Genomic DNA, 12225 nt, shown 5'->3' with positions numbered 1-12225 from the left:
TCGCAAACTCAACGTTAGCCAAGAACCACGATGACCATCCTCTTTCGCCCGCAGGGCGCCTTCGGCTGGTTCAGTTACACCACTTCCCGGGACACGATCCTGGAGAATGCGTTCTACTCACCGCCCTTGTCGAATGCTGGCGGGCTTTCAGGACTACCCTTCAACGATCTGCATGAGCTTGCGGCGCGTTTCGCTGTTCGGCGCACGCGAGCTCAAACCTTGATGCAACTGAAGGTTCCAGAAATTTCCTCGGTAGGCGTCTCAAGGACGTTGGCAGATGCAGCAGCCAGGATTCTCATGGACTGGCCCATCGCATTCAGGCAGTTGCTCGGCGACCTCAAGCACGCTCACTCCAGTTCCGGAGAGTGGAAAGTGACAAGCGCTTTTGGTCCCATCTATCGAGATATCCATCATAGTTTGAGTGCCCCTTGCTTCAGCTTCGTCCGCGACGAATTTGAGTCTTATCTGCTGGACGAATGGGCGGCACCGTTGTCGAATCGAAATCGGTACCTCAGCCACCAGGCGGTCGAAAACCATTTGTGGGTGCCCCTTCAAACCGGGGCTAAAGCGATGGGGCTATCGAGAGCCGCACTGGTGGCTCTTTGCCGGCGCGGGCTCGTTGATCACCGAGAGGAAAAGAGAGGTTCGCGGTTACTGAGGGTGGTCCACCTTGGGCAGCTTCAAGAGGTGTCTTATCACAGACATGCGGCGGTCACGTTGAACGGGGCTTCTAAGATCCTCGGTCTCAGCATGACGCGCGTCCGCCAACTCCTTTCGGCCGGCCTTCTCGAATTCTATGGCGAGCACCAGGTGGGTCGCAGCCCATGGTTGGTATCTAGAGATTCGCTTGATGAGTTGATGCCGGGTGATGTCGACCTAGTAACTGAATCGGGGCTGTTAACGATCAATTTCACTGCCAAACATTATCTACCCGCAGGCGGAGGTCTCGTCGAATTGCTTCAGGCAATCAAATCTGGCGCCCTACAGGCTTATCGTAACGATGAGGATGAGTCAGCGGCCTTGGGTCAGTTGTTAGTGAAGTCAACTGATCTCGCATTGTGGATGCAGGAGCGTTTCCGAGGAGGCGATATTGAATTCTCCGGATTATCGGTTTCCCAAGCAGCAGTGATACTGGGGGTCAAGGAAGAAGTCGCCTACGCGTGTGTCCGGTTGGGGCTGCTTAAAAGTAATCTTGCGAAAATTGGCCGATGCACCCAGCACAGAGTTACTCCGAAGGCGATTGAAACGTTTAGACAGAGATACATCCTTGGCCCTGAGATTGCTGCTTACTTGGGAATGTCACCGAGAGATTCACTCAGGCATCTATGGGAGATTCGGTTCAGACCTGTTGCAGGCCCGACAATGGTGAATGCTTCCTGTCGACAATACGTATGGTCGCGAAGCAAGAAATTGGTTGACTACCTTGTGTGGAAGACCACTCATGGAAGTGACCCAGATGCCGCACGGGCGTCTGTCCATGCCTAAGAGATCAGGCAGTCAGAAGGATGCCAATTGACCTATGTTGATAATCCTCAAGTCCCAGCTTGAGACTTGAGGATCGAATTTTTTTGAAAATTCCCAGTATGTAATTCCGCTAGTAAAGATGGCTAAGACTGGATCTTTTCTATTAAGGAAGCGCATGCTTCACTATGTTTGTTGAGCCACACTTGAAATGCACACTGAAGTATCAGGAATTCATGGACTCCCGATCTTTTGGATAGCTCAACAAAGTAGTCATGATGGTTAGTTCCGTTTACAGCTTCTAGGTTGTCTTGGACTTTTCTCTTTAAGCGCTCAGGGAAGGCCTCAAGAAATTCTGCTAGCGATGAACTTACAGCTTCAATTAAATCTTCTTCGGGCGCTTTTTTTCCAGGGAGAATTAATGAATATTTTTTTTCATCGTCGTTAAATGTTATTCCTTTTTCAGTAATGTCGGCATCATAAACTAGGAGTATTTTGCTATCGCCCTTGTCGATGATGCGGCTATATATTTCGGAAAGGTCAGATTCCCCATTTTTGCAACTAAAAACGATGGTGTCATGTTTCCACGCAGGAAGGAAATTATCAAGAATAGACTCTAAAACAAATTTCGCCTTAGCATCTTCAACGAGCAAGATTTTTTTTTGCTCGTGCGTTATGCCGATATTGTTAAGGATCGATTTGTTCGCTCGTTCAATACTCAACTTCCCTCCACCCTTACTCACTGTGAATGAATGATTGTATCCAATCGCATCTAGTATGTAAGGAGAGTGTGTGGCAGTAATGACTTGAATATTGTTCTTTTTCGAGCTGGCGGAAAACTCGATGAAAACATGTGAAATTCTCGTTTGGGCAAGAGGACTGAGAAAGGTTTCAGGCTCGTCAATTAGAAATACGTTGAAATCTTCAGTAGTTGCCATAATCCAGACGATAAGTATCGCGTAGATTTCTCCGTGAGAGAGATTGAGAGTGTCCCAGGTTGCATCGTTTTTCTCAGCTAAAATGTATTGAAAGGTTACTTCCTCGTTTGTATGCTGACCCTCTGTATTCTCTAGAGTTAAAATAGATATTTTTTTAAAATTCGAGTGGATTATATAATTGACCTTCTCAATCAGGCCTTGTGTAAATTCGAAGGGCTCAAAAGCCTGAATCAGGTCATCAAAGCTACCTTGTGACTTGAGTTGAATGGTTTTTCTTATGCTTTGCGAGACCAATTCAGCTGGACTAATATAAATCGATTTTGGGTCGAGTTTGTGTATTTCGAATCCGTCTAATGTAGAGATTATTTCAGTGGCTTCAATTGACTTCAATAGCCTCGTTTTTCCGGAGCCATTCAGCCCGCAAAAGGCATTTATCAAGTGAAACTTTAGCTCTCTTCCATCAGATGTACATAAAGCGTGCGTCGCGCCTTCCTTGGGGTTCGCAAAGACTAATTTTCTACGCATGTCACCTAGTGATGCCAGTTTCATTCGATAGCACCCCAGCGATTGTTTATTAAGATATCGTATGCCTCGTCTGTTTGGAGTTCGCTTAGCTTGCAACTCAGCTCACTAATAGTTTCATGAACTTCCTTGTTTGTAGTGTCTGGTAGGATTTGTGCGTTGAAAGCTGTGTAGTACAAGAAGAATCTTCGGATAATTAAAGATTTCGAATCATTGACGCTGGTGCTTAAGCGGTAGGTATATTCTTTTAGAAGCCACGCATCCAAAACTGAAGAAGTACTGAGTATTTGTTCTCTTAATGAGAGTGCGCTTTTGTATTTGTTTAGAAGTGCTTCTACCTCAGTGAGGGTGAAGTGGTGAGAGTGTTCAGATATAAATTCAATAATTGAAAATAAAGAAGGTTTGCTTAGTTTTAACTTCCCTGTTCTGTGAATTGCATTTATTAGTAGCTCTAGTGATGCGGCAATTTTTGATTCGATGTCGTGGCTAAATGAAATATGTGACCGGTATCGATCAGTGATTTCCACATCAGTCATTTTGCGAGATAATGACTTTGTCTCTAGCGCTAACATTACTCGAACGATCACGTCGTGATAAGAAAGGCGCGTGTTAGAAAAGCCAATAGTATCTCGGCTATAATTTAGATCCTCCATTAATAAAACAAGTTTCTTAACCTGCTCTCTAACTTTTCCGTAAAAAGTGTTCCTTCTTTCGGCTGAAGTTAGTTTTACGCTTTGATTTAGTCGGAAAAATAATTCAAATGGTTCAGATTCATTGTAGTCGGTTATGTCGAACATCCTGATTGAGTAGTTTTGAAACCTTTTTTTAATTTGTTCGGGAAGATCTTTGTAGTAGAGGTTGTGTAAGCTCTCAATCTCGGTGTTAGAGGGTTGTATAAGTCCGTCAACTTTATATTTGTTGTTGTAGAAGTCCATGACTGAAGTTAGTCGTTGGTGTCCGTCTAAAACTGCTTTGTCTAAGCCGTTTTCACTAGATACCACAAATACAGGCGGCATTTGCCAGTTTCTCAAAATTGTATCAATGAGCATCTGTTTCTTTGCGATGTTCCAAACTTCGCCTCTTTGGAAGTCTGGCTCTAAATCAATCTCATTTTCCTCTACTTGGGAAATTATAGTCCTAATTATTGGATCTTTTGACTCTAGCTTCATTTTAGTAGTAAACCTGCATATCACCATGATGAGGATGGCATTGTGCCTTGTCCTTGTCCTCGGATGCTAGGCCCCTTCGAAATCATTTGAAATCGATGTTGCCGTAAATGAGTACTGAGGGTATGTACAGTCCGAGTTGATCGCAGGCTGGGGCAATGATTAAGGGGGGCGAAAATTCTGATGCAGCTTGGGAGCTTGTTGACCTCTTGGCACGGCCTTCGCGCAGCGGTTGACCGTGAGCAGGTGACCGCTTGACGCTCAATATGCTGTAGATAATTTGATCACAGGCTCAGTCTTGCTTTTTTCGTCGCCTCTTCGGACCATCTTATAACCGACGCGCTGGAGGACGAGGAGCGGACATCTTGGGTGAAATGGAGATCACGGAGCGCTTGATGATCACTGGCGGCGAGCACAAGGGTGATGCTCGGCCCACGCAGTCTAATCGCTTGGCATCCATCACTGCGTCATCGCAAATCCGAGCAGAGAGTTCCTATAAAACAGACATTGCTCACTCACCTTCGTTATCGCGCGATCATCTCGACAGCGGGAAATAGTTTTCCCAAGGCTCTCAGTTATGCAAAATACTGACAAAAATGGTTTCTACTCCTTGAGGTTGGATCATGGATAAGAGTGAGCGAAATGCGTCGAAGTGGGTGTGTTCCGACTGCGTTCAAGAATCATATCTAAAAAATCTGATTCAGCAGCAACGCGCCGGCACATGCTCCTACTGCAGTATGCGTAAGGTTCCTAGGATGGATCTTTTGAGCCTGTCGGAGTTGGTGGAGAAGGCTTTCGAGACGCACTTCGAGCGCACAGCTGATGAGCCGAGCGCTTATGAGTATGCAATGCTGCGTGATAAAGAAAGTGACTACGACTGGGATCGAACAGGCGAGCCGGTTCTGGAGGTCATTGGCGAAATCTTGGAGTGCGCTGAAGAAATCGCCCAGGATGTGCAAAGCATCCTGAGCGAAAAGCACGATCGGTACAGTCCAGGAGATGGCTACGATGGTGAATGTGAGTTTTCTTCCGAGTCCCACTATGAGTTAAAAACGGCCTCGACTTCAACGTGGGTAGACCGCTGGAACCGCCTTGAGCACAGCCTCAAGCATGAAAGCAGGCTTTTCAATCAAGAGGTCTTAGAGCTATTTCAGTCCATCTTCGCAGGCCTGGACACGGCTCGCTCCTTTTCACGAGATCTGGCAATCGTCAAAGCTGGTCCGGGTTGCGAGATCGATGGGTTGTACCGAGCGAGGGAGTTTCAATCTGCTGAATCTCTTCAGGATGCGCTTCAGCGACCGGTGGAGGCTTTGGGCCCTCCCCCTGGACGAGCGGCTAGAGCAAACCGGATGAACTCGTCAGGTGTCTCGGTGTTTTATGGTGCGAGAGAGGAAAAGTCAGCCCTTGCCGAGGTTCGTCCTGTCGTCGGCAGCAAAGTCGTCGTCGCCAAATTCGACATTGTCCGTAGCCTGCAGCTTCTGGACCTAAGAACCTTAGAGCGACTCAGATGCCATGGGAGCTATTTCGATCCTGACTACGGCGCAGAGCTGGAGAGATACGGCTTTTTGCGCAGTTTAAGCCGCCGGCTGGTATTGCCTGTGATGCCGAATGAGCAAGATCACGCATACCTAATCACCCAAGCTGTCGCTGATTATCTGTCGACATTACAGGCGCCTTCCATCGACGGAATCATCTTCCCTTCAGTCCAGGATGGCGTAGGGATAAACGTAGTGCTCTTCCATAAGGCTTCACTCGTGGAAGCCCTGAACTTCCCGACAGATACTCGATTTTCCGCTGAGGTCGAAGACTTCGACTACGACACGGGAAGGTCGTATCCATCCTATTGGCTGCAGGTGGACAAGCCAGCAGAACCCGCCGCGACGTCATCGCGGGTGCTTCCTAATGTTTTTAAGTGGGACTGGGATACCTATTACGCACGTAACCGTGAGCCTGCTCTTCGACTCGACCTCGAAGCGATTACCGTTCATGCGATCAAAGCCGTCGAGATTAAGGCGGAGATTCAAGGGGTGCATGTAAGTTATGGCACCTACTCCAAAGGAGCGGACGGAGGCTCAAATCGTTTCTGAAAACCGTGTTATCCAGGTTGGCTATCTGGAAAGCCTGGTAAGGCGAACAAAGCAAAGGTTGCGGCCGCTAACGAATTCGTCGCGATTAGAGGCTAATCATGTTCTCCAGCCAGTTTGGTCATCACAGGACCAGGCACGACGTGCCTGTCGCGGAATGCCTCGCTTTTCTACGCCCAGATCGTGTCCCGGGAAGTGGTGTAACTGAACCAGCCGAAGGCGCCCTGCGGGCGAAAGAGGATGGTCATCGTGGTTCTTGGCTAACGTTTAGTTTGCGGACTTAACCTTCACCAGAGAAACCACGATGACCAAGCCCACTATCGCATTGACCGAGCTGGTTAAGAAAAGGGGCAGACGCTGATCTGCTCAAGCAAATGATCCAGTTCGTTGCACAGCGCATGATTGAGTTTGACGGCGAAGGCCTGTGCGGCGCCGGCTTTCAAAAGCCCAGACCGAACAAACAGCCGCAATGGCTATCGTGATCGCCTTTGGCAAATCCGTGCTGGCGATGTCGATCTGAAAATTCCCAAGCTGCGCCAAGGCAGCTACTTTCCTGGCTTTCTTGAGCCCCGGCGTACCGCCGAGAAAGCGATGGCGGCGGTGATCCAGGAGGCCTACATCCAGGGCGTTTCAGCGCGCTCTGTCCACGAACTGGTCAAGGCCATGGGTATGACGGACATCTCCAAAAGCCAGATCTCTCGGCTTGCTGGTGAGATCGTTGAACGCGTTCATGCGTTCCTTGATCGGCCACTTTAGGGTAATTGGCTTTACCTATGGATCGATGCCACCTACGTCAAGCTGCTGGAGGCCGGGTGCATCGTCTCGGTCGCCGTAATAATTGCTGTGGCCGGTGAACACTGATGGTGGCCGCGAAGTCCTGGGCATGCGGGTTGGACCGTCAGAGGCTGAGCCGTTCTGGACAGACTTCCTGCGGAGCCTCATGCGGCGTGGATTGCGGGGCGTAAAGCTGGTCATCTCCGACGCCCACGAAGGCCTGAAAGCGGCCGTTTCCAAGGTCTTCAATGCGACTTGGCAGCGCTGCCGTGTGCATTTCATGCGCAATGCCATGGCCCACGTTGGCAAAGGCCAGCGCACCATGGTGGCGGCCTTGCTGCGCACGGTCTTCGCACAAGACAGTCGTGCCGAATGCCATCAGCAATGGCGTCTGGTCGCCGATCAGCTGCGTGAAAAGTACCCCAAGATCGCAACGCTCATGGATGGCTGCGAGGAAACGAAGTGCTGGCGCACATGGCATTTCCTAAGGCGCACTGCCAGCAGCTGCACAGCACCAATCCACTGGAACGGCTCAACGCCGAGATCAAGCGCCGCACCGATGTCGTGGGCATTTTCCCCAACGATCCGGCCATCACCCGGCTGGTAGGTGCGATGTTGTTGGAGCAGAACGACGAGTGGTGCCTGCAACGTCGAGGCAGTCAGCGATAATCCACAGGCCAAGCTGTCGGCCGTGATCAACTAAACGGCAAACAATGGCCAGAGCCATGATGAGTTACACCACTTCCTGGGACACGATCGGCGTTGTCTGCCGGCTTCACCGGTACAGCAGGTTCTCGTGGACGAACTGCGTGTCAACCTGGCGCATGAGGTTTCGCATGGTGGCGCCAAGTCACAATGTCGGTAAGTACCTGTCTCATTTGAGACGCGTGAAGCCTTTTTCCGTGAGCTCGTGCACCAGCGCCTCTGATACGCAACCCCGATTTCGCCTAGGATCTACGCGCCTTGTAAACCACTTTTTTTCAATGTAAACCACAGTGATTAACAGTGAAAAAAATTGGTTTACAGGGGGCGAGAAGGATTGCGCACCAGTCCCTGCATTGTGGCGATAACGCAGCCTTCGAAGGTTTCTTCGGCCAGCTCAAGCGTGAGGGTGTTGCCCATCAGTCGTATAAACCCGTACATGCCGCTCGCGAAGCCAAGCATAGTGTGAACCGTTGGCTAATTGATACCTGCAATGCAGAGAGGCATTGACAATGTTGCTAAGCATCGTATGCTGAAGCGGCTCAACAATTGGCCATTGAGCCGGGGCTAACGCCGCGGCCCCCCTGCACTTGATGCATCGGCCAGACAATTTGGATTTGAACCCCTCACAAGGCCTTAGCGGTAGGTGCTTGTGACCAATATTGTCTGGAGATTTATCATGTCGTTTTATTCGTTCCGTAAGCCTCGCTACACGTTCGAATCCCCTCGAAAATACAAAGTAAATCGCACCTTTACAGAATCCAGCCTCGTGCTTCCTGACGGTCGAAAGGTTCATCAGATCAAGCAGGAAAAGCTCGATTTAGATTTGTACTGCCGCGAACATTTTAATGCTTCCGCTGCAGATGTACTGGCGGCTCGAAAGGACGAACTGACGTCTAAGCTTGAAACTGCGGTGGATGCTGCGGCACCGTTCATGCACTTCAACAACGGTGGGGTGCCTGTACCATCTGTCCTTTTGGACTTGGAAAGGACACTGCTGGATATTGCTCGTGAAGGCTCCTCTGACGCCAAAATGCAGTTGGGACTGCTTTACTGTGGCTCTGGACCGCACTTCGGACATAGTCAGGAGGAAGGGTTAAGCTGGCTCCTCAAGGCTTTCAAGCAGAATCATTCTGATGCGCCGGTGGAGCTCGGTGTCTACTACCTGCGTCAGCAGAACTGGGCAGAGGCTATCAAATATCTCCGTTACGGTGACAAGCAGGGGTGCCCCCTTTCTCGTTACCAGCTCGCGGAGGTCTATATGGAGGGGGTGCCGCAAGCACCTCAGTCTGTATCCAAAGCGTTTAGGCTGTTCAAACGATCATCGGAGGGTGGGTATCCGCTGGCAACCGTTCGAATGGTGGCTTTGCATCTTTACCACGAAATACCTACCGAGCTCACAGCTACCCCGGTCGAGTTGCTAGGAGAGGCGGTGAAGGATGGATGCCAGGAAGCAATGTTCCTGCTGGCAGACCTGCATCGGTTGGGCGATGACGCACCGAAGGATTTGCATGAGGCCCTCCGGCTCTACTACTTGGCAGCCTGCCTTGGTTATCCCGACGCGCAGCTGTGGATGGGCCATATCATGAACCTTGGCGATCGTAAGGGATTTCCGGTGAAGTCGGATCTAGAAGAGTCTCTTCGCTGGTACACGGCCGCTACCCATACTTCAGGTAGTTCAGAGGTCCGGGGGCAAGCGTATTTTTGTCTTGGATACCATCTTGCGAATGCAGGCAACCATCTTGGAGCCTATGCGCATTTCCAGAAAGCTGCAGAACTCGGTAACCAGGAGGCCCCGCACGCCCTCGCGTTAGCAAAGGCTTGGATGGACGCTCAAGCTCAAGGGGGAATGTGAAATGACCTCATTGATCATTTGCCCTGCTTGTCAGCATGGATATCGTCGTTGCACAGTTTGTATGGGTGGGGCAGCACCCGTGGCCTGTGGAGAATGCGACGGCAGTGGGCTCTATTACGATCCCGATGGAGAGAAACTGCGCGAGTGCCTCAACTGCGACGGTGAGGGAGAAGTGGGCCCAGAGAACTGTCAGCATTGCGACTGCGGACAGATCGTCTGCGATCTATGCTGGGGGGCTGGCTATCTAGATGATGACGTATGTACCACCTGTGGGGATCGTGAACAGGTCGAATGTGGGGCGTGTCGAGGTACCGGCCGAGTTCTAACTGAGCGGGATACTCTTGGACTTTGTAAAGAATGCGATGGTCAGGGCATCGTACCCTGTCCAGTGAACCACCTGCTTTAACCTGGGACCCACCAGCCGCTTTTGGCATGGACGCCCATGTTCCACGTGGAACTAACTAATGTGTGAGACGAGTAGGCTTTTCTCATTTATTTTGTGAATCTGGGTAGGAGTCTTCACAAAAAAGATGATTCTCTAGCAGTGTTTGCTGGGGCTCTCGAACCATCTATTTTGTGAACCTACATCCGGTGTAGATCGCCAGGCACTAAAAAGCCCGCGGAAGCGGGCTTTTTAGTGCCTGTAGAAATCAGTAACCGCTGAGGACGTTCACGATCACACCACTGGCAATAGCCACCAGCACATAGTCCCCGTTCACATACAACCAACGGTGATCACGCGGTGGCGCATACAGGTGGCGTGCTTTCCAGTCGGTCACCCAGTAACGGTCGCCACGGTAATGCGGGTCAACCACATGGCCACGCTGCCACTGCTGATGCGGAACCGGCATGCCCTGTTGTGGGCGGAAGTTCGGGTCGCGGTAGGCGGGACCGCGGCCATTGTCATGTCGGCCTTGGTACTGTGGCTGACCATGCGGTGGGTTGCCCTGGTGCGATGGGCCGCCATCATGCCGGTCAGGTGGGCCTGGCTGCGCGAAACTGGCCAAGGGGGCGCTGAGCATGAGCGCGGCGCAGATCACGGTCAGGGTTTTCTTCATTTTGCGGTCCTCTGCATGTTGACGCCTGGCGGGAGCTGACTGGCTGCCAGGTTCGGTTAACTGATCAGACCACAATCATTCCCGCTTAATGTCAGGACAGAGGTAAAGGTCCGGTAAAGGTCCGTGAAGCGCCATCACTATGGGAGCGGGTATTGCGCCGTATTCGGGGCCTGTACAGTACCTGTGGGAGCTGGCTTGCCGGCGATACGGCCAGCACAGCCAACGCGTCAATTCAGGCCAAGCTCCTTCAACCGGCGATACAGCGTGCGCTCGCTCAGGCCAAGGTGACGGGCCAGTTCACTGCGCGAGCCCTTGAACTGTTCCAGTGCCTGCGCCAGCTCACCCAGGTGATTGCGCCGGCCACCTGTCTTGATCGCCCCCGCTGGGCCGATATCCTCCGGCAAATGCTCGGGCCGGATCAGCCCGTCATCGGCAAACAAGCGCGCCCTTTCCAGAATGTTGCGCAGTTCGCGAATGTTGCCCGGGAATGGATGCAGCCCAAGCTGCTGCAAAGCTTCGTCGCTCAGCCTGGGCGTCGGTTTGCCAGCCATGCGCTGCAGCAGGCTCTGGGCGAGCAAGGGCAGGTCTTCTACCCGTTCGCGCAACGCCGGCAGACGGATCGGGAAGCCGCTGATGCGGTAGTACAGGTCTTCGCGGAAGCTGCCGTCCGCGACCATTTGCCTGAGCGGCTTATGGGTTGCCGACACCAGGCGAAAATCCGAATGCACCGTGCGCAGGCTACCCACCGGGCGGAAACTGCCGGACTCGATCAGGCGCAGCAGCTTCACCTGCATCGCCAGCGGTACTTCGCCAATTTCATCGAGGAACAGGGTGCCGCCATGCGCCGCTTCAGCCAGGCCGATCTTGCGCTGGTTGGCGCCAGTGAACGCGCCTTTCTCGTAGCCGAACAACTCGCTCTCGAACAACGACTCGGTCAGGCCGGTACAGTCGACCACCACCAATGGGCCGTTGGCCCTGGGGCTGCCCATGTGCACCGCACGGGCGAACAGTTCCTTGCCGGTACCCGACTCACCCTGCAGCAATACCGGGATCTGCGCCGGCGCCGCACGTTGCAGGCTGGCCAGGGCCGCCTTGAACGCTGGCGCCCGGCCGACCAGGCCTTGTTCCTGAGGCTGCGCCGACGCGAGGGTGATGCTGGTCAGGCGTTCGACAAAGGCCACCACCCTGCCCTGTTCATCCAAGATCGGCCGCAGCTCGACATCCACATGCTCGGGGCCGCGTGGCGTGTGATGAATGTGCAACACCCGCTCCGGAACCTTGCTTTGCCACGCCTTGCGCATCGGGCAATGCTCGCCGGCCTGGTCGCAAGGCACGGCGTAGTGGTGCGAGACCTTGTGGCATTTCTCGCCCAGCGGCGCCTGCTCATGGCGACCGAACTGGCGGCGATAGGCAGCGTTGGCCGCCAGGATGTTGTAGTCGGTATCCAGCACGATGGTTGGCAGGGCATCGTGCTCAAGATAGGAAACCAAAGCTAGGATGAGGGGATGGGCTTCAGGCATGACGGCACCGATTGGATGACCGGCGCAGGGTAACAAGGACTGCCAAACACTGCCATTGGCTGACAGTCGACTGCCATCTGCGCTGCCACTGTCGTCGGCGATTGTCAGCAACGGGCCGGTTTCATTGGCCCAAGCGCAGGAAAAT

General features: G+C 52.3%; 7 protein-coding genes and 1 pseudogene. 4 read left to right on the top strand and 4 right to left on the bottom strand.

From position 1 onward, the window contains the following. Positions 1-30: 30 nt before the first annotated feature. Positions 31-1485: a helix-turn-helix domain-containing protein gene (locus CAG22_RS20055; protein ID WP_085706019.1), complete on the top strand. Its 1455-nt coding sequence runs from the start codon at positions 31-33 to the stop codon at positions 1483-1485. A gap of 122 nt (positions 1486-1607) precedes the next feature. Here CAG22_RS20055 and CAG22_RS20050 read toward each other — a convergent pair whose 3' ends face one another. After that, on the bottom strand, positions 1608-2948 hold the full coding sequence (locus CAG22_RS20050; protein WP_085706018.1) for an ATP-dependent endonuclease: 1341 nt from the start codon (positions 2946-2948) through the stop codon (positions 1608-1610). Beyond that, positions 2945-4090 carry a DUF262 domain-containing protein gene (locus tag CAG22_RS20045; RefSeq protein ID WP_170929322.1) on the bottom strand — a complete coding sequence of 382 codons (1146 nt, stop codon included), beginning with the start codon at positions 4088-4090 and terminating at the stop codon, positions 2945-2947. The genes CAG22_RS20050 and CAG22_RS20045 overlap by 4 nt, the downstream gene beginning before the upstream one ends. Positions 4091-4842: 752 nt before the next feature. Here CAG22_RS20045 and CAG22_RS20040 point away from each other — a divergent pair. The 3 genes and pseudogenes from CAG22_RS20040 to CAG22_RS20030 all read left to right on the top strand — a co-directional run bounded on the left by CAG22_RS20040 (position 4843) and on the right by CAG22_RS20030 (position 9502). Continuing rightward, a complete protein-coding gene (locus CAG22_RS20040; protein ID WP_170929321.1) occupies positions 4843-6174 on the top strand; it encodes an RES family NAD+ phosphorylase in 1332 nt (443 codons plus the stop codon). Between the two features lie 301 nt (positions 6175-6475). Continuing rightward, positions 6476-7614, top strand: a pseudogene (locus tag CAG22_RS20035) (IS256 family transposase). A 712-nt stretch (positions 7615-8326) separates the two neighbouring features. Then, on the top strand, positions 8327-9502 hold the full coding sequence (locus CAG22_RS20030) for a tetratricopeptide repeat protein (protein WP_085706015.1): 1176 nt from the start codon (positions 8327-8329) through the stop codon (positions 9500-9502). 650 nt (positions 9503-10152) lie between these two features. Here the strand turns inward: CAG22_RS20030 and CAG22_RS20020 are convergent. Together CAG22_RS20020 and CAG22_RS20015 are read right to left on the bottom strand one after the other, a co-directional pair. Further along, positions 10153-10560, bottom strand: a complete 408-nt coding sequence (locus tag CAG22_RS20020; protein ID WP_015268427.1) for an RcnB family protein — start codon at positions 10558-10560, stop codon at positions 10153-10155. A gap of 227 nt (positions 10561-10787) precedes the next feature. After that, the gene (locus tag CAG22_RS20015) at positions 10788-12080 is read right to left on the bottom strand and encodes a sigma-54-dependent Fis family transcriptional regulator (RefSeq protein ID WP_085691536.1); all 1293 of its coding nucleotides are present in this window, start codon (positions 12078-12080) and stop codon (positions 10788-10790) included. Positions 12081-12225 lie beyond the last annotated feature (145 nt).

Source organism: Pseudomonas sp. B8(2017), from assembly GCF_002113575.1.
GTDB lineage: Bacteria > Pseudomonadota > Gammaproteobacteria > Pseudomonadales > Pseudomonadaceae > Aquipseudomonas > Aquipseudomonas putida_Z.
The sequence above is the reverse complement of the archived record's forward strand: the minus strand, read 5'-3'. Positions and strand labels throughout refer to the sequence as shown.

Bases quoted from the DNA above. Each gene is read 5' to 3' on its own strand.
- CAG22_RS20055 (WP_085706019.1), top strand. From the start codon at position 31: ATGACCATCCTCTTTCGCCCGCAGGGCGCCTTCGGCTGGTTCAGTTAC.
- CAG22_RS20050 (WP_085706018.1), bottom strand. From the start codon at position 2,948: ATGAAACTGGCATCACTAGGTGACATGCGTAGAAAATTAGTCTTTGCG.
- CAG22_RS20045 (WP_170929322.1), bottom strand. From the start codon at position 4,090: ATGAAGCTAGAGTCAAAAGATCCAATAATTAGGACTATAATTTCCCAA.
- CAG22_RS20040 (WP_170929321.1), top strand. From the start codon at position 4,843: ATGGATCTTTTGAGCCTGTCGGAGTTGGTGGAGAAGGCTTTCGAGACG.
- CAG22_RS20030 (WP_085706015.1), top strand. From the start codon at position 8,327: ATGTCGTTTTATTCGTTCCGTAAGCCTCGCTACACGTTCGAATCCCCT.
- CAG22_RS20020 (WP_015268427.1), bottom strand. From the start codon at position 10,560: ATGAAGAAAACCCTGACCGTGATCTGCGCCGCGCTCATGCTCAGCGCC.
- CAG22_RS20015 (WP_085691536.1), bottom strand. From the start codon at position 12,080: ATGCCTGAAGCCCATCCCCTCATCCTAGCTTTGGTTTCCTATCTTGAG.